This window comes from Sphingobium sp. Cam5-1, assembly GCF_015693305.1.
Lineage (GTDB): Bacteria > Pseudomonadota > Alphaproteobacteria > Sphingomonadales > Sphingomonadaceae > Sphingobium.
The window spans coordinates 536,752-552,414 of the sequence record NZ_CP065138.1; the positions used below are offsets into that span (position 1 = coordinate 536,752).

Below are 15,663 nucleotides of genomic sequence, written 5' to 3' on the forward strand. Positions count from 1 at the left end.
GGCGGTGCTTGACGCTTCTCGACTGCGCTCGAAGCGAACGGATGTTGGAAAGGGGGATGTTCGGTTCGCTGGATACGCGGCGGTGTTCGATCGGGTGGATCATGGCGGCGACGTGGTGCGGCCGGGGGCCTTTGCGGGCGTGGCGGCGGGGGTGCCGTTGCTGTGGCAGCATCTGCCGGGTGAGGCGATCGGGACGGTCGAGCGGGTGGAGGAGGATGCGCGCGGGCTGCGGGTGATCGGGCGGGTGTCGGGCAGGACTTCGGCCGGGCGGGCTGCGGCGCGGGCTTTGAAGGAGCGCGCGGTGGATGGGTTGTCCTTTGGCTATCGGGTGCGGGAGGCGCGGGGAGCCGGGCCGCGCGAACTGCTGGCGCTGGGGTTGGTGGAGGTGAGCGTGGTGACGCATCCGATGCAGCCTTTGGCGCGGGTGATTGCGGTGGAGGGGTAGGGAAAGCCCCCTCATCCAACTTCGCCTAGCCAGCAAGCTGGCAAGGCTTCGTATCCTTCTCCCCCGTGGGGAGAAGGTTTTTTTATGTGCGAGGAGTGGTTGATGACGGATCAGTTGGAAGCGAGCTTTGATGCGGTGGTGCAGGGTGAGCGTATCGAGGCGCTGGAGGGTGAGGTTGCGGCACTGAAAGGGGCGCTGGTGCAGCAGCAGCGGCCTGCGCTGGATGGGGTGAAGGGTGGGTCGTTCGATCCCAAGCGGGCGGCTTTTGTGGAGCGTTATGTGCGACAGGGGCTTGAGGCGGGTGTGGAGCTGAAGAGCTTTTCCGGGGCGAGTGGCGCTGCGGGAGGCTATGCGGTGCCGCGTGAGATTGACCAGATCATCGACGCGACATTGAAGAGCATCTCGCCGATCCGGTCGATCGCCAATGTCGTGCGTACGGGTAGCGCTGGCTATCGCAAGCTGGTGACTTCGGGCGGCATCGTGTCGGGCTGGGCGAGCGAGACGGGGGCGCGGGCCGAGACGGCGACGCCGAGCTTTAACGAGATCGTGCCGCCTTATGGTGAGCTGTATGCCAATCCGGCGGCGAGCCAGGCGATGCTGGATGATGCGCAGTTTGATGTCGAAGGCTGGCTGGCGGGCGAGATCGCGCGTGAATTTGCGGCGGCGGAGGGCGCGGCCTTCGTCAACGGCAATGGCACGAACAAGCCCAAGGGGTTCCTGACCTATACGGCGACCAATGAGGCGGACAGCGTGCGTGCCTTTGGCTCGCTGCAATATGTGGCTTCGGGGGCTTCGGGTGCCTTTGCGGCGTCGGGTCAGGAGAAGCTGATCGATTTGGTGCAGAGCCTGCGGGCGCCCTATCGTCAGGGGGCGTGCTTCGTGATGAATTCGGCGACGCTGGCCGTCATTCGCAAGATGAAGACGAGCGATGGGGCGTTTATCTGGCAGCCTTCATTGGCCGCTGGGCAGCCTGCGACGCTGCTGGGCTATCCGGTGGTGGAGGCCGAGGACATGCCGGATATTGCGGCGGGTTCGCTGTCGATCGCCTTTGGTAATTTCCAGGCGGGCTATGTGATCTCTGAACGTAGCGAGACGAGCATCCTGCGCGATCCGTTCAGCAACAAGCCGTTCGTGCATTTCTATGCGGTGAAGCGGATTGGTGGTGCCGTTTCCAACTCGGAGGCGATCAAGCTGATGAAGTTCGCGGCTTCGTAAGAGGCACCCTCATCCAAGTTCGCCTAACCGGCTGTGCCGGTAAGGCTACCTATCCTTCTCCCGCTTGCGGGAGAAGGACTTTGCTGACGGGAGGGGCGGTTGGTGTTGGTGCGGGAAGAGGTTGGGGCGGCGGGGGCGTCGCTTGAGGAATTGAAGGATTATCTGCGGATTAGTGGGAGTGGCGAGGATGGGTTGCTCGACGGGCTGCTTAGAAGTGCGACGGCGTTGTGCGAGCAGTTTCTGGGGCAATGGCTGATCCTGGGCGAAGCGCGGGAGACGGTGCGGGCTGATGGGGGATGGCAGCGGCTGTCGGCCCGGCCTGTGGTGGCGATCCTGGGTGTTGATGCGGTCGGGCCTGACGGGGTGGAGCAGGCGCTGGCTGTCGATGCCTATTCGGTTGATATCGATGCGGCGGGGGATGGCTGGGTGCGGGCGCGGCCCTTGGCTGGCGCGCGGGTGCTGGCGGTGCATTATCGGGCGGGAATGGCCGAGGATGCGGATGGCCTGCCCGATCCGATCCGGCAGGGGATCGTCCGGCTGGCGACGGAGCATTTTTCGGCGCGTGGCGGTGATGTGGCGACCCCGCCTGCGGTGGTGAGCGCGCTGTGGCGGCCGTGGCGGCGGATGCGGTTGGCATGAAGGTGGCGGTGCTGGCGCGGATGGTCGAGCTGCGGGCGGCGCGGCGGCGTGGGCAAGTGGCCGAGGCGATGCTGGCGGCGGGGGTGGAGGATGCGCGGGTAGAGGGGGAGGCTGTGCTGTTGTCGGGGCGGGGGATGCTGCGGCGGTGGCTGGGCGACCTTGACCTGCGCGAGAGGGTGAGGGGTGGGGGATGAGTGCGGAAGTGACGGTGCGGGCGGCGGTGATTGCTGCTTTGAGTGGTGACGCGACGTTGATGGGTGGGCTGAATGGCTTGTTTGACGGTCAACCTGCGCGCGCGAGCGTGCCCTATGCGGTGGTGGGGGAGTGTATCGCGAGCGATTGGGGCGCGAAGGATGTGGACGGGCGCGAGCTGCGGCTGACGATTGGGCTGCATGATGCCGGGGAGACGCCGGGGCGGCTGGCGGTGCTGCTGGAGCGCGTTGATGGCGTGATGCAGGTTTTGGAATTGGCCGAGGGCTGGCGGATCGTGGGGGTGCGGTTGATCCGGTCTCGGGTGGTGAAGGGGCGCGAAAAGGACGCCTGGCAGGCGGTTGTGGATTATCGGGTGCGGGTGGTTCGGGAGGCGGGTTAGACCTTTTAAAGGAACCGCCACCTCTCATTCGTTCGCCCTGAGCCTGTCGAAGGGCCTTCCTTCTTTAAGAAGTAGAGGGCTTCGACAAGCTCAGCCCGAACGGGGATGGTTGGGCTGTGCGCGCAGGGCTCCGTGCCCTCTAGCCGCCGGGCTTGGAATAATCTTCAAACTCGCCGGTGATCTTGTCGACATATTCGGCGATCTGGTCGTCAGCATCGGCTTGGGCGTCCTTGTCGGACATGCCGGTGGATTTGTCGTCGGCGACGATGGCGGCGCGGAAGGCGGCTTCCTTGGCGCTGCATTTCGACTTCAGCGTGGACTGGAAGTCGCTGAGCGACAGTTTCTTGTCGAGCGCGGGGCTGATCTCTTTCGCCAGACACTCGGAATACGCCTTGCGGCCAGCGCCGACGGCATCGCCGCTTTGCGCCGACGCGGCCAGCATCATCATGAGGGGAGCAGCGAAGAACATTCGAACCTCTCCAATCGCAATTCAGGCACGGTTTATCTTACAGGAGAATGCTCCATGGCAGTGGAAAAGGGAAGCGCGTTTCTATTGAAAGTGGGCGATGGCGGGTCGCCTGTCGCCTATGCGACGGTGGCCGGGATGCGGACCACGCAGCTGTCGGTGAATGGCGAGGGCGTGAACGTTACGTCCAAGGATTCCGGTGGGTGGCGTGAGTTGCTGTCGGGCGCGGGGGTGCGGTCGGTCAGCGTTTCGGCGGCGGGGATATTTACCGGGTCGGCGGCGGAGGTACGCATTCGCAATCATGCGCTGGCCGGGACGATCGAGCAGTTTGAGCTGAGTTTCGAGAGTGGCGAGCGGATGCGCGGGCGCTTTCTGGTCACGCGGCTCGATTATGCGGGCGATTATAATGGTGAGCGTAATTATGCGCTTAGCCTGGAAAGCTCTGGCCCGGTGGTGTCGGAATGAGCGCGGTGAATGAGGCACGCGGCGAGGCTGCGCTGGAGGTGGCTGGCGAGGCTTTGCGGTTGCGGCCGAGCTTTGCGGCTTTGGTGGCGGCGGAGCAGGAACTGGGGCCGCTGTTTGAGTTGGTGGAGCGGGCGGCTGCGGGCAAGTTGTCGCTTGCCGATATGGCGGGGCTGTTCTGGCACTGCCTTGCTGATGCGCCCGTGGGGCTGACGCGCGAGAGGCTGGGCGAGGCGATTGTCGAGGCGGGGCTGGCTAAGCTGTCGCCGGCGTTAAGTGGGATCATCAGGCAGATTTTGGGGGGACGATGAGCTTCTTCAAAACGGCGGCGCGGCTGGCTGGCGTCGCGGGATGGCTGCTGGGGTGGCGGCCGGATGAGTTTTGGCGCGCGACGCCGGTGGAGTTGGAGGCGGTGTTGCGGGCGGCTCGGGGAGAGGAGGAGCCGGGGGTCGGGGTGGATGTGGCGGAGCTGGAGCGGCTGCGTGGGGTGATGCCGGATTGAGGGGGTGCTTTTCCGTTTCTCGACTTCGCTCGAAACGAACGGAGGTGGGTGCCTGGGGCGCGCCCTCACCCCAAACCCCTCCCCCAAGGGGAGGGGCTTCTCTTAAGTGCTGGAGGTGGGATGGACGAGGAAATCGAGACGCTGGTGGTGCGGGTTCGGGCGGATACGCAGGGGCTTTCGCGGGATGTGGAGGCGATGCGGGGGGCGTTGGAAGGGCCGCTGGCTTCAGGTGCGGAGCGGGCTGGGCGGCGGATTGAGCAGGGGTTGTTGCGGGCGGTGCGCAGCGGGCGCTTTGGGTTTGAGGAACTGAAGCAGGTTGCGCTGTCGGTGCTGGAAGAGATTGCGGCGGGGGCGGTGCGGTCTGGTGCGGCTGGTGTTGGGGGCGTTGGGGGTTCTTTGCTGACGCTGGCGGGTGCGGCGCTGGGATTGCCGGGGCGGGCGACTGGCGGGCCGGTGTCGCCGGGACGCGCCTATGTGGTTGGTGAGCGCGGGCCTGAGCTGTTCGTGCCTACGGCTAGCGGGCAGGTGATGGCGAATGGTGGCGCGGGCGCGCGGGACGTTCGCGTCAACATTGCCGTGCAGGGACGCGGCGAAGGGTTCGACAATGCGCGGATGCTGGCGCGGAGCGCGCGGCAGGTGGCGCGGGCGGTCAGGGGAGCGCTGAACGGATGAGCGGGCTTGGCTATTGGCTGGCGGATGCGCGGCGGGGGCAGGAAGAGCGCTTCATGAAGCGTTTCGCGCCAACGCATTGGACGGTGAACTTTCCGCGGCCGATGATGGCGAGTGTCGTCACGACGGCGCCGGATGCTTTGCGGGTGGACGCGGTCTTTTATGGGTCGGGCGATCTGGCGGGGCTGATCTGGGAGGCGGAGGACAAGTGGAGCCATCCGCTGCTGGCCTATGAGACCGCCCGCGACTTTCGGGATTGTGTGTTGCGGTTCCGTTGGCGGAGCGGGGGGCTGAAGCGGCTGGACGAGGTGCATGGGCCGACGCTGACGATCGAGGGGCGGGATGCGGAGGGCGATCCGAGGTCCTGGTATGTGCGGCTGTGGAACTATGCGAGCGGATCGGCGGAAGATGCTGACATCGTTCTGAATTTCGCTGATCTGGATGGGGGGTTCCTGCTGCCGGGCGAGGCTGATCCGGTTTGGGCGGGTGATGTGGATCGGATGTTCATATCGCTTGGCGCACCCGATTATGATGCGGGGACCACGGCCTTTGCGGCGGGAGCCGAGGGTTGGGCCGAGCTGTCGAACATGCGCTGCGATGGCGCGGGGTCGGTGCTGAGCGTCGGCGATGTGATGGTCCCGGAACATGGGCTGTCGATGGCGACGGGCTATGATGATTGTTTCAACCAGACGCCTGAGCGGATTGTCGAGGCGATCCATGCGCTGGGCTATCGCGGCGACATCAACCATTATGTGGGGATGAGCCATTATTTCCGGCTCGAACCGCTGGGTGGTGGATTTTATGTGAGCCTTGCCGGAGGTGTGTTGAACGCGCCTTGTGCGGCCTGGCATGCGGACTTTGCGGGGCGGGCGAAGGCGCTGGGGCTGGGGGTGATCTGGTCGCTTTCCTATGAGTTGCTGGACGCGCATTGCTGGAATGATTGGAAGCAACGCGCGGAGAATGGCGACCCGGCGCTGACGGGCTGGTCGCCGCCTTCGACTTTGCTGTCGCCCGCGCATGACGGGGCGATGAGTTATTTGCGGCTGGTAGCGGGGGGCTTTGTTTCCATCGGGTTGGCTGCGGGAATTCCGATTAAGTTTCAGGTGGGCGAGCCATGGTGGTGGATGATGCCTGCCGATGGGCGGATCTGCATTTATGACGCGGCGGCGCAGGCGGCCTTTGGCGGGAGTCCGGTGTCGATCAGCGATGTGCGGGGGACGTTGAGTGAGCCGCAAAAGGCTCTGTTGGATCAGGCAGGGGCGGTGCTGGCGGCGTCTACGGCGGCGCTGTGTGCCTGGGTGAAGGGGGTGGCGCCGGGGGCGGTGACGCATCTGCTCGCTTATCTGCCGACGGTGCTGGATCCGCTCGCGCCGGAGGCCAAGCGGGCGAACATGCCGGTGGGGTGGGCCGCGCCTGCCTTCGATGTGTTGCAGCTGGAAGATTATGACTGGGTGACGGAGGGGCGACCCACGCGCACGTCCCGGGGGATCGAGGTGGCGACGGCGCGGCTCGGCTATCCGGTGGAAGAGCAGCATTATTTTTCGGGCTTCGTGCTGCTGGCCGAGCAGGCGGCGCAGTGGCGGCGGATTGCTGACGCGGCGGAGGCGGCGGTGCGGCGAGGGACGGCGGCGACCTTTGTCTGGGCGCTGCCACAGGTGGCGCGGGACGGCTTCACCTGCTTCAGACTTCAGGGGGATGATGACATGCAAGCCTTTGACGATGTGGCTTTTCCGATCGCCATCGGGCGGGACGCGAGCCTGTCGCCTGCTTTTTCGACGCAGGTGGTGGAAAGCCCGTCCGGGCATGAGCGGCGGAGCAGCGACTGGGCGGATGCGCGGCTGTCCTTCGACGCTGGGCCAGGTGTGCGATCGGCGGCGGATATTGTCGAGTTGATCGCCTTTTTCCGGGCGCGGCGAGGGGCGGCGCGGGGGTTTCGCTTCACCGATCCCTATGACGATCGCAGCTGTGCGCCGGGGATGGTGCCGGGGGCGCTGGATCAGCGTCTGGGGACGGGGGATGGCGTGCGGACGGAGTTTCCGTTGCAGCGCTATTATGGCGAGGGTGATGAGGCGCAGGTGCGGCGGATCACCCGGCCGGTGGCAGGCAGCATTCGCGTGGCGGTGGATGGCGTCGAGCTGATGGGCGGATGGAGCCATGCGGGACTGGGCGTCATCGCGTTTGACGAGGCTCCGGCGGTGGGCGCGTTGCTGACGGCTGGCTTTCGTTTCGACGTGCCGGTGCGCTTTGCCGAGGACAGGCTGGACGTCAACCGCGCGACCTTTGCGGCGGGCGAGGCGCCTTCGGTGCCTTTGGTGGAGATACGGGAATGAGCGGGCTGGAGGCTTTGGAGAAGCCGCTGGCGACACTGGCCTTTTGCTGGCGGCTGGAGCGGCGGGATGGCGTGACGATCGGGCTGACGAGCCATGATCGCGATCTGGAGATCGGGCATGTCCGCTATCGCGCCGCGCCGGGGATGACGCCTTCGGCCGTTCGCAGCGGGATCAGCGCGGAGGCGGGCGATACAGACTTGCAGGGCGCCTTGATTGCGGATGCGATCAATGAGGCGGATTTGATGGCGGGGCGCTGGGATGGGGCTGCATTGGAGTTGCGGCTGACCGAGTGGGACGCGCCGGGCGACCTGTGGCTGATGCTGGCGAAGGGCGAGATTGGCAGCGTCGCGCGCAAGGGCGGGGCTTTCACGGCGGAGCTGGTGGGGGCGATGGCGGCGCTGAAGGCTCCGGTTGCGCCCTCTACCTCGCCCGATTGCCGGGCGCGGTTGGGGGACTGGCAGTGCCGGGTCGATCTGGCGGCACGGCGTAAGGTCGTGGCGGTGTCGGCTGTCGATGATGTGGAGGTGAGTGCGGCGGGGTTGGCTGTGGGTGTCTATGCCTTTGGTACTTTACGGTGGCTGACGGGTGCTAATGCAGGCGCGGTGCAGGCTGTCGTGGATAATGGGGCGAGTGGGGTGACGCTGGCCGATCCGCCATGTTTTGCGGTGGCGGCGGGGACGCTGGCGCTGCTGACGGAAGGGTGCGACCGGCAGTTGGATACGTGCCGGACGCGCTTCGCCAATGTCGTGAACTTCAGGGGGGAGCCCTATTTGCCGGGCACGGACCTGCTGACGCGCTATCCCGGCGCGTGAGCGGCGCCATGGGGGACCGGATCGTGGCGGCGGCGCGCGATCTGGTGGGGGTGCCTTTCCGGCTGCAAGGGCGCAGCAGGACGAGCGGTATTGATTGCGTCGGGCTGGCGGCTCTGGCGCTGACGCAGGCGGGGCATCGGGGTGCCGCGCCGCGAGGCTATGGGCTGCGGTCGGGTGATGCGGAGTTGGTGCGCGGCTGGCTGGAGCAGGCGGGTTTGCGGGCGGTGGAGCAGGGGCAAGTCGGCGATCTGGCGCTGGTGCGGCCGGGGCCGTTGCAATTGCATCTGATGATTTTGGTCCCCGGCGGGCATGTGCATGCCCATGCGGGATTGGGGCGCGTGGTCGAGACGCCGGGGCCTTCGCCCTGGCCCGTCATCGGCCATTGGCGGGCGATATAGGAGCAGACATGGCGACTTTAGTGCTGACCGCGCTGGGCACGGCGATCGGCGGGCCGCTGGGCGGAGCGATCGGCGGGCTGATCGGCAGCAGCCTGGATCAGGCGGTGCTGTTCAAGCCCAAGGGGCGCGAGGGCAGGCGGCTGACCGAGTTGCAGTTGCAGACATCAAGCTATGGCGCGCAAATCCCGAAGCTGTTTGGCACGATGCGTGCCGCTGGGTCGGTCATTTGGGCGACCGACCTTAAGGAAAAGCGCAACAGGAGTGGCGGCGGCAAGGGGCGGCCGAGCGTCACCAGCTATAGCTATTCGGCGAGTTTCGCCGTTGCGTTGTCGGCGCGCAGGGTGCTGGCGGTACGGCGCATTTGGGCCGACGGCAATCTGCTGCGCGGGGCTGCCGGGGATTTTAAGTCGGGCTTGAGCGCGTTTCGCCTGCATTTGGGGAGTGAGGATCAGGCTGCCGATCCGCTCATCGCTTCGGCGGAGGGCGTTGATCGGACGCCGGGGCATCGGGGCATCGCCTATGCGGTGTTCGAGGATTTGCAACTCGCCGATTATGGCAACCGCATTCCGTCGCTGACCTTTGAGGTAGAGGCGGATGAGGGGGTGGTGACCATCGCGACGGTGGCCGTGGACCTGAGCGGCGGTGTCCTTGAGGCGGTCGTAGATGGAACCGTCGATGGCTTTGCGGCGGGCGGAGCTGATGTGATCGACGCGATTGGTCCGCTGGTGGAGGCATGGGACCTTGCCTTTGTTGCTGGTGAGGACGGACTGCGGCTGACCGGCACGGGGAGCGATGAGACGGGTGGTGAGATCAGCGCGGGCACCCTGTGCAAGCGTATCAATGGCCGTGCCATCGATGCCGTCGAACAGTCGGGAGAGAGCGCTGATGCGGTGCCGCTGGCCCTTTCGCTGCGTCACTACGATGCAGCGCGAGATTATCAGGCGGGGGTGCAGCGCGTCAGTCGGCCGGGGGCGGGGCGGGTTGAGCGCGGGATCGATCTGCCGGTCACCATGTCGGGCGATGTTGCGCGTCGTCTGGCGGCCCGTCATCTTGGCCATGACTGGACGGGCCGATCCGCCATGACCCTGCGTTGCGGGTGGGACGCCCTGCGCCATGAGCCCGGTGATCTGGTGACGGTCGAGGCCATGCCGGGCCGCTGGCGGGTGGAAGAACGGGAGTGGGAAGCCATGGCCGTGCGGCTGGCGCTGCGGCGGGTGCCGGGAGCGGGAGGCGTCTTGCCTGCGGGAGCGTCCTCTGGCGCGATCGTGCGGCAGACGGATGCGCCGCATGGACCTACTGTATTGATGCTGACCGACCTTCCGCCGTTGCGGGAGGCGGTGGCGACCGTGCCTTTGATCGCTGCGGCGGCCAGTGGCGGGGAAGGGTGGAGAAACGCGGCCCTCTTCGTGATGAGCGAGACGGGGGAAGCCAATCCGGTCGGCCGCACCGCGCCGCGCGCCGTGATGGGGGAGGTCGACGAGGCGTTGGAGCCGGGGAGTTGGGCTCTGATCGATCTGGTCAACAGCGTGCATGTGACGTTGCTGGCGGCGGACATGGAGCTGGGCGATGCGGATGAGGCTGCATTGGCGCAGGGGCGCAATCTTTGCATGGTTGGACGCGAGCTTCTCCAATTTTCCCACGCGGTGCAGACGGGCGCGGCCAGCTTCCGGCTGGAAGGCCTGCGCCGGGGATTGTTCGGGACGGAATGGGCGATGGATGGGCATGTCGCTGGCGAGCCGTTTCTGCTGATCGAGGAGGAGCGGCTGGCAGAACCATTTGCAGCCTTGGGCAATGGCGAGATCGGCAGCACATTGCGGCTTTCGGCAGTCGGGATTGGCGATGCGGAGCCGGTGGAGGCAGAGCTGACCGTCAGCGGGGAAGCGGTAACGCCGGTGGCGCCCGTTCACTTTCGCGCCGTTGCCGACGGGGCGGGGGGCTGGAATCTGAGCTGGGTGCGGCGGAGCAGGAATGGCTGGCGCTGGATCAGCGGGGCGGACGTGCCGTTGGGCGAGGAAAGCGAGCGTTACGAACTGCGCGTGCTGGCGGACGGCGCTCTGATGCGCCGGGTCGAAACCACATCGCCGTCATGGGCATATGACGTGGACGCATTCGACGCGGACGGGGGCGGCGCATTGACGATCGAGGTCCGGCAGATCGGCTCGTTCGCCCTGGGACGGCCCGCGCGGCTCGTCCTGCCGCTTTGATAATCGACAACAAGGAAAAAGGAGGTTCGATCATGACGAGCGATGCGACGCCCCGCTGGGCCTTGCCCCAGCTTTTCGCCGGGCAGGCGCAGAAGGAAGTCTTTCATAACGAGGCGCTGGCACGGATCGACATGCTGCTGCATGGCGCGGCCGAAAGCGCGGACGAGGATGTGCCGCCAACTTCGCCCGACGACGGCCAGTGCTGGATTGTTGCGGATGGCGCTTCAGGAAGCTGGTTGGGGCAGGATGGGTCGGTCGCCTGCTGGACAGGAGGCGGATGGCGATTTGCCGCGCCACGTGCGGGCCTGACGCTGAGGGTCGTGGACCGAGGCCATATGATGTATTTCGATGGCAGCGATTGGCAGGATGCAGCAGTCCGGGGCGACGGCTTCTATGTAGGGGGCGAGCGGGTTGCGGGGACACGGCAACCGGCCATAGCCAACCCCGTGGGGGGAAGCTCCATCGACAGTGAGGCGAGAAGTTCCCTGGTCGCGATTTTAAATGCCATGCGCAGTCACGGACTGATCGAACCATGACTTGTGGCATGTCCGGCTTTTACAATAGAGGTGCACGGAAATGCTTGTGCGACCGGGCTTCTGGAGCCGTGTGATGCATTTGAGCAACAGTTTCACCAATTGTGGACTTGCCATGAAACTTTCTTGCCGATACATGGTTTCAGCAGTCCTTCGTGACACTTTTGAAAGGGGAATTCAAATGCGGAAGCTTGCCCTCGCGGCTGTGCTTGCCTCCTCCGCCCTGGCCACCCCGGCCCTGGCGCGTGATAACAGCTGGTATATCGGAATCGATTCCGGCGTTACCATCGTTGAAGATCAGGACATCACTTTCACCCCCGGTATCGATCCGACGACTGGTCTTGGCACTGCCAGCACCACGCTGGAAAATGTCGACTACCACAAGGGTTGGGACGGTGATGCGGTCATCGGTTACGACTTCGGCGGTTTCCGTCTTGAAGCCGAAGCTGGTTACAAGCGTGCCAAGGTTGACCTGGACAAGAGCGGTTTCGGTGGTTCCGCGTCGGCCCTTTCGTTCATGCTGAACGGTCTGCTTGACTTCGGTTCGGACGACGGTCTGCAGGGCTTCGTCGGTGGCGGTGTTGGCGTTTCGCGCGCCAAGCTGGCTAATGACCTGGTCAACGACAGCGACACTGGCTTCGCCTGGCAGGCGATTGCGGGCGTTCGTTATCCGCTGACCAACAATGTCGACGTTTCGCTGAAGTATCGCTTCTTCAACCAGGACAACATCGACCTGGTTCCGGCCTACACCACTTCGGTGGGCGTTGCCGGTGGCGATGTCAGCACGAAGCTGCGCACGCACAGCCTTCTGCTGGGTCTGACGTATAACTTCGGTGGCGAACCGGCTGCTCCGCCGCCCCCGCCGCCTCCGCCGCCCCCGCCCCCGCCGCCTCCGCCGCCGCCTCCGCCGGTCGCTGAGTGCAGCCCTGGGCCGTACATCGTCTTCTTCGAATGGGACAAGTCGGACATCACGCCTGACGCCGCCACCATTCTGGACAACGCGGTTTCGGCCTACAGCAACTGCGGCAGCGCCCAGGTCATGCTGGCAGGTTATGCGGACCGTTCGGGTTCGGCATCGTACAACGTTGGCCTGTCGCAGCGCCGTGCTGACGCGGTCAAGGCATACATCTCGTCGAAGGGTATTCCTGACGGCGTGATTACGACCCAGGCGTTCGGTGAATCGAACCCCCGCGTCGAAACCGCCGACGGTGTTCGCGAACTGCAGAACCGTCGCGTGGAAATCACTTACGGTCCGGGTTCGGGCCAGTAAGCAAGATTTCCATCTTCGCGGATGGAACAAGGTTGAGGGGCTGGTCGAAAGACCGGCCCCTTTTCTTTTGCGGTGATCAGGCGCAACGGCGAGCGAGTGGTTTCATTGCCACCGTCTGGCCGTCAGCGTTGGGGAGATCGCTTGGCATTCTGGACTATATGCGCAACAAATGGCGACTTGTTGCGTTCGCCAGCTATTGCTTCACCGGGAGTGCATTTGATCATGAAAAACGCCCTAATCGTCTTTGCGCCCCTCGCACTTTGCCTTACCGCCTGCACGAGCGGGGATGGTGGGGCCGTGAATTCCGGGTCGGCCGAGATGCCGAATGCCCGCGCTGTCTTGCTGGCTGCGGACGGGTCAGCTCGGGGCGAAGCCAAGGTGACGGAAGCGACCGACGGCCTGCATGTCGATGTGCGGGCAAGCGGGCTCACGCCTGGTGTTCATGCGGTGCATATCCACATGACCGGAACATGCACGTCGCCCGACTTCACCAGCGCGGGCGGTCATTGGAATCCCACCGCGCGCCAACATGGCCGGGATAACCCGGCGGGCATGCATATGGGAGACATGCCAAACCTGACCGCTGGTGCGGATGGGACTGGGCGAATGGAGTTCGTGGTCCCCGGTGCGACCTTGCGCAGCGGGACCAATGCGGTTCTGGACGCAGATGGCGCTGCCATCGTGATCCATGCTCAGGCGGATGACAACAAGACTGATCCTGCGGGTAACGCAGGCGGGCGCATTGCCTGTGGTATATTGTCCGCCGGTTAAGACGGCGGGCGGACGCGTATTTTAGAGGGCGGAGGGGTCGGCGGGATATACCGCCGCCATTTCGTAATGCGCTCCATTCTGCGTCAGGTGGCTTTCGAAAAGGGCAAATTCGTCCACCAGAAATGGAGGACTGGAAAGTCCGGCATGATAGGTCAGGAACCCGTCCGTGCTGCCTCCGTCACGGCCGAAGCGGGCGAGCGTGATGTGCGGCAGGTAGGCGCGTTGCTCCGCCGGAAAGCCCGCCGCAACACAGGCGCGGTCGATCTTCCGATGAAGCTGGTCTAGCGCATCGCGAGGTTGAACAGCTGCCCACAAGGTGTCGGTTCGCCCTTTGCGCTCGAACTGTCCGAGGCCGGACAGGGAGATTGCGAAAGGAGCGAAGCGCACGGCTGCCAGTGCCTCGGCGAGGTCGTTGGCCTGGTGCCGGTCGGCGTTTCCTACAAAGCGTAAGGTCAGATGCAGTTGATCCTCGCTCTGCCATCGCGCGCCAGCGATGCCGCTCATCAATGACAACAAGCGCGCCCGGATTGGCTCCGGCGGGCGAATGGCGACGAAGAGGCGGTGCATGATGCCGGTATAGCGGGCCTGAGGAATTGTGTCAGCGGAAGCGAACAGAAGAATGGAGTGGGCCCGTTGGACGTGAAAGCAAGGAAACCATTCTAAGTCGTTAGAGCGCTCCGGCCGCTCTTCCCTTGAATTAGCGGCCAGATATCGCGATAATAGCGATGTCGGCGGAGTGCGCCGGTGAAGGAGATTATCTCATGGCCAATTGGTCTGACCCCCGCTCGAACATTGCCGGTTTCGGCGGGACGACGGCTGCGCGCGGCGAGGCATTCGACGCTGGGCTGCGCAGCTATATGCTGTCGGTTTACAATTATATGGCGAGCGGCGTTCTGCTGACGGGCGTCGTTGCCATGCTGTTTGCATCGAGCGGGCTGGCTTATCAGATCCTGGCTGGCCCCGGCATTCTCAAATATGTCATCATGCTTGCGCCGCTGGCATTCGTGATGATCATGAGCTTTGGAATTAATCGTCTCTCGACGGTCGCGATGCAGGCCATGTTCTGGGCCTATGCCGCAATGATGGGGCTGTCGCTTTCCTCGGTCCTGCTGGTTTATACCGGCACGTCGGTGGCGCAGACTTTCTTCGCGACGGCGGCGGCTTTCGCGGGCCTTAGCCTGTGGGGCTACACGACGAAGAAGGATCTTTCAGGCTTTGGCACCTTCCTGATCATGGGCGTGGTCGGCCTGTTGGTCGCGTCGCTCATCAACCTGTTCCTGCGGTCGAGCGCCATGGACATGGTGATCAGCTTCATCGGCGTGCTCCTGTTTGCGGGCCTGACCGCTTATGACACGCAGAAGATCAAGAGCATCTATGCGCACGTCGCGGGTACGGACATGATGGGCAAATCGGTGGTGATGGGGGCGCTGAACCTCTATCTCGACTTCATCAATATGTTCCTGTTCCTGCTGCGTTTCATGGGTGATCGCCGCTGATCGCACCGTTGCAGACGAATTGAAAAGGCCCGGTGGAGCGATCCGCCGGGCCTTTTGCTATGGGAGGACTTGAGGTTCAGGCCGGTTTCTGCATCTGGGCGATGAGGGCGCCGTCTAGTTCCTTCTGTCGCTTGTAGGCAGGGCGCTCGCGCAGGCGGGCGGAGTAGGTTTCGAAAGCAGGACGAACCGGCATAGTGCCGAAACTCATCCCCCAATCGATCTGGGAGCCAACGTAGACATCGGCTGCTGTGAACTGGCGGCCGCAAATCCATTGATCGCCTGACACGGCCTGTTCCAACGTTGCGAGTGTCTGATCATAGTTGCCGTAGCCCATGGAGCGTTCGCGGTCTTCAGGAACAGAGAGGCCCATCGCTTTGTTTGAAACAGCCGCTTCGACCGGGCCTGCCGCGAAGAACATCCAGCGATAATAATCCGCCCGCTGATCCAGGGGCGGGGCGAGGCCCGCATCTGGAAAAGTATCGGCCAGATAGGCGCAGATCGCGGCGGCTTCGGTCACGACCTTCCCCTGATGGACGATGGCGGGAACCTTGCCCATCGGATTGATGGCGAGATAATCGGCCGCCTTCATGGTGGTGCCATAGTCCAGGATGATCATGTCATAGGGCTGGCCTACCTCCTCCAGCATCCAGCGGGCGATCTGCCCGCGCGACATGGGGTTGGTGTAGAAGGTGATGTCTGCGGGCATGTGAATCTTCCCTCGTGAAGACGTAGTTGGAATTCGGGGCGCCAGATTGGCAAATGCTGGTGGTGTCGGCCATTGGAATTTTGATTGTGGGGTGGCCGTTTCAGATCGCCTTTGATGTTGCGCTTGCCCACCCCCTAACCCCCTCCCGCTTGC

At 64.4% G+C, this 15,663-nt stretch carries 20 protein-coding genes; 17 read left to right on the plus strand and 3 right to left on the minus strand.

Annotated elements, in window-relative coordinates:
- The first annotated feature begins 82 nt into the window (after positions 1-82).
- From IZV00_RS02710 to IZV00_RS02730, 5 genes are all read left to right on the plus strand, one after another.
- A complete protein-coding gene (locus tag IZV00_RS02710) occupies positions 83-445 on the plus strand; it encodes an HK97 family phage prohead protease (RefSeq protein WP_230463283.1) in 363 nt (120 codons plus the stop codon).
- A 102-nt stretch (positions 446-547) separates the two neighbouring features.
- Entirely contained in the window at positions 548-1,660 is a 1,113-nt protein-coding gene (locus IZV00_RS02715; protein ID WP_230463284.1) for a phage major capsid protein, read from the plus strand.
- Positions 1,661-1,762: 102 nt separating this feature from the next.
- Complete coding sequence (locus tag IZV00_RS02720) at positions 1,763-2,299, plus strand: head-tail connector protein (protein WP_196225662.1); 537 nt, start codon at positions 1,763-1,765, stop codon at positions 2,297-2,299.
- Complete coding sequence (locus IZV00_RS02725) at positions 2,296-2,493, plus strand: hypothetical protein (RefSeq protein WP_196225663.1); 198 nt, start codon at positions 2,296-2,298, stop codon at positions 2,491-2,493. The genes IZV00_RS02720 and IZV00_RS02725 overlap by 4 nt, the downstream gene beginning before the upstream one ends.
- Positions 2,490-2,891, plus strand: coding sequence for a DUF3168 domain-containing protein (locus tag IZV00_RS02730; protein WP_196225664.1), 402 nt, complete (start codon positions 2,490-2,492; stop codon positions 2,889-2,891). The genes IZV00_RS02725 and IZV00_RS02730 overlap by 4 nt, the downstream gene beginning before the upstream one ends.
- 139 nt (positions 2,892-3,030) lie before the next feature.
- Here IZV00_RS02730 and IZV00_RS02735 read toward each other — a convergent pair whose 3' ends face one another.
- Positions 3,031-3,360 carry a hypothetical protein gene (locus tag IZV00_RS02735; protein ID WP_196225665.1) on the minus strand — a complete coding sequence of 110 codons (330 nt, stop codon included), beginning with the start codon at positions 3,358-3,360 and terminating at the stop codon, positions 3,031-3,033.
- A gap of 54 nt (positions 3,361-3,414) precedes the next feature.
- Between IZV00_RS02735 and IZV00_RS02740 the strand changes: the two genes are divergently transcribed.
- The 11 genes from IZV00_RS02740 to IZV00_RS02790 all read left to right on the plus strand — a co-directional run bounded on the left by IZV00_RS02740 (position 3,415) and on the right by IZV00_RS02790 (position 13,308).
- Positions 3,415-3,822 carry a phage tail tube protein gene (locus IZV00_RS02740; RefSeq protein WP_196225666.1) on the plus strand — a complete coding sequence of 136 codons (408 nt, stop codon included), beginning with the start codon at positions 3,415-3,417 and terminating at the stop codon, positions 3,820-3,822.
- Positions 3,819-4,130 carry a gene transfer agent family protein gene (locus tag IZV00_RS02745; RefSeq protein WP_196225667.1) on the plus strand — a complete coding sequence of 104 codons (312 nt, stop codon included), beginning with the start codon at positions 3,819-3,821 and terminating at the stop codon, positions 4,128-4,130. The genes IZV00_RS02740 and IZV00_RS02745 overlap by 4 nt, the downstream gene beginning before the upstream one ends.
- Entirely contained in the window at positions 4,127-4,321 is a 195-nt protein-coding gene (locus IZV00_RS02750) for a phage tail assembly chaperone (protein WP_196225668.1), read from the plus strand. Before IZV00_RS02745 ends, IZV00_RS02750 begins: the two co-directional genes overlap by 4 nt.
- A 120-nt stretch (positions 4,322-4,441) precedes the next feature.
- The gene (locus IZV00_RS02755) at positions 4,442-4,993 is read left to right on the plus strand and encodes a tail tape measure protein (RefSeq protein WP_196225669.1); all 552 of its coding nucleotides are present in this window, start codon (positions 4,442-4,444) and stop codon (positions 4,991-4,993) included.
- Complete coding sequence (locus tag IZV00_RS02760; protein WP_196225670.1) at positions 4,990-7,320, plus strand: DUF2460 domain-containing protein; 2,331 nt, start codon at positions 4,990-4,992, stop codon at positions 7,318-7,320. The genes IZV00_RS02755 and IZV00_RS02760 overlap by 4 nt, the downstream gene beginning before the upstream one ends.
- A complete protein-coding gene (locus tag IZV00_RS02765) occupies positions 7,317-8,132 on the plus strand; it encodes a DUF2163 domain-containing protein (RefSeq protein ID WP_196225671.1) in 816 nt (271 codons plus the stop codon). Before IZV00_RS02760 ends, IZV00_RS02765 begins: the two co-directional genes overlap by 4 nt.
- Positions 8,133-8,155: 23 nt before the next feature.
- Positions 8,156-8,530, plus strand: a complete 375-nt coding sequence (locus IZV00_RS02770; RefSeq protein ID WP_196226476.1) for a peptidoglycan endopeptidase — start codon at positions 8,156-8,158, stop codon at positions 8,528-8,530.
- 8 nt (positions 8,531-8,538) lie between these two features.
- A complete protein-coding gene (locus IZV00_RS02775; protein ID WP_196225672.1) occupies positions 8,539-10,734 on the plus strand; it encodes a phage tail protein in 2,196 nt (731 codons plus the stop codon).
- 32 nt (positions 10,735-10,766) lie between these two features.
- Entirely contained in the window at positions 10,767-11,270 is a 504-nt protein-coding gene (locus tag IZV00_RS02780; RefSeq protein ID WP_196225673.1) for a DUF2793 domain-containing protein, read from the plus strand.
- A 178-nt stretch (positions 11,271-11,448) separates the two neighbouring features.
- Positions 11,449-12,537, plus strand: coding sequence for an OmpA family protein (locus tag IZV00_RS02785; RefSeq protein ID WP_196225674.1), 1,089 nt, complete (start codon positions 11,449-11,451; stop codon positions 12,535-12,537).
- A 222-nt stretch (positions 12,538-12,759) separates the two neighbouring features.
- Entirely contained in the window at positions 12,760-13,308 is a 549-nt protein-coding gene (locus IZV00_RS02790) for a superoxide dismutase family protein (protein WP_196225675.1), read from the plus strand.
- 21 nt (positions 13,309-13,329) lie between these two features.
- Here IZV00_RS02790 and thpR read toward each other — a convergent pair whose 3' ends face one another.
- Entirely contained in the window at positions 13,330-13,875 is a 546-nt protein-coding gene (gene thpR / locus IZV00_RS02795) for an RNA 2',3'-cyclic phosphodiesterase (RefSeq protein WP_196225676.1), read from the minus strand.
- 194 nt (positions 13,876-14,069) lie between these two features.
- Between thpR and IZV00_RS02800 the strand changes: the two genes are divergently transcribed.
- A complete protein-coding gene (locus tag IZV00_RS02800) occupies positions 14,070-14,804 on the plus strand; it encodes a Bax inhibitor-1/YccA family protein (protein ID WP_196225677.1) in 735 nt (244 codons plus the stop codon).
- Positions 14,805-14,880: 76 nt separating this feature from the next.
- Here IZV00_RS02800 and IZV00_RS02805 read toward each other — a convergent pair whose 3' ends face one another.
- The gene (locus IZV00_RS02805; RefSeq protein WP_196225678.1) at positions 14,881-15,510 is read right to left on the minus strand and encodes a glutathione S-transferase family protein; all 630 of its coding nucleotides are present in this window, start codon (positions 15,508-15,510) and stop codon (positions 14,881-14,883) included.
- Positions 15,511-15,663: the final 153 nt, after the last annotated feature.

Excerpts from the sequence above, each read along its gene's own strand:
- IZV00_RS02715 (WP_230463284.1), top strand. The coding sequence starts at position 548 with ATGACGGATCAGTTGGAAGCGAGCTTTGATGCGGTGGTGCAGGGTGAG.
- IZV00_RS02725 (WP_196225663.1), top strand. The coding sequence starts at position 2,296 with ATGAAGGTGGCGGTGCTGGCGCGGATGGTCGAGCTGCGGGCGGCGCGG.
- IZV00_RS02730 (WP_196225664.1), top strand. The coding sequence starts at position 2,490 with ATGAGTGCGGAAGTGACGGTGCGGGCGGCGGTGATTGCTGCTTTGAGT.
- IZV00_RS02735 (WP_196225665.1), bottom strand. The coding sequence starts at position 3,360 with ATGTTCTTCGCTGCTCCCCTCATGATGATGCTGGCCGCGTCGGCGCAA.
- IZV00_RS02740 (WP_196225666.1), top strand. The coding sequence starts at position 3,415 with ATGGCAGTGGAAAAGGGAAGCGCGTTTCTATTGAAAGTGGGCGATGGC.
- IZV00_RS02745 (WP_196225667.1), top strand. The coding sequence starts at position 3,819 with ATGAGCGCGGTGAATGAGGCACGCGGCGAGGCTGCGCTGGAGGTGGCT.
- IZV00_RS02750 (WP_196225668.1), top strand. The coding sequence starts at position 4,127 with ATGAGCTTCTTCAAAACGGCGGCGCGGCTGGCTGGCGTCGCGGGATGG.
- IZV00_RS02755 (WP_196225669.1), top strand. The coding sequence starts at position 4,442 with ATGGACGAGGAAATCGAGACGCTGGTGGTGCGGGTTCGGGCGGATACG.
- IZV00_RS02760 (WP_196225670.1), top strand. The coding sequence starts at position 4,990 with ATGAGCGGGCTTGGCTATTGGCTGGCGGATGCGCGGCGGGGGCAGGAA.
- IZV00_RS02765 (WP_196225671.1), top strand. The coding sequence starts at position 7,317 with ATGAGCGGGCTGGAGGCTTTGGAGAAGCCGCTGGCGACACTGGCCTTT.
- IZV00_RS02775 (WP_196225672.1), top strand. The coding sequence starts at position 8,539 with ATGGCGACTTTAGTGCTGACCGCGCTGGGCACGGCGATCGGCGGGCCG.
- IZV00_RS02780 (WP_196225673.1), top strand. The coding sequence starts at position 10,767 with ATGACGAGCGATGCGACGCCCCGCTGGGCCTTGCCCCAGCTTTTCGCC.
- IZV00_RS02785 (WP_196225674.1), top strand. The coding sequence starts at position 11,449 with ATGCGGAAGCTTGCCCTCGCGGCTGTGCTTGCCTCCTCCGCCCTGGCC.
- IZV00_RS02790 (WP_196225675.1), top strand. The coding sequence starts at position 12,760 with ATGAAAAACGCCCTAATCGTCTTTGCGCCCCTCGCACTTTGCCTTACC.
- thpR (WP_196225676.1), bottom strand. The coding sequence starts at position 13,875 with ATGCACCGCCTCTTCGTCGCCATTCGCCCGCCGGAGCCAATCCGGGCG.
- IZV00_RS02800 (WP_196225677.1), top strand. The coding sequence starts at position 14,070 with ATGGCCAATTGGTCTGACCCCCGCTCGAACATTGCCGGTTTCGGCGGG.
- IZV00_RS02805 (WP_196225678.1), bottom strand. The coding sequence starts at position 15,510 with ATGCCCGCAGACATCACCTTCTACACCAACCCCATGTCGCGCGGGCAG.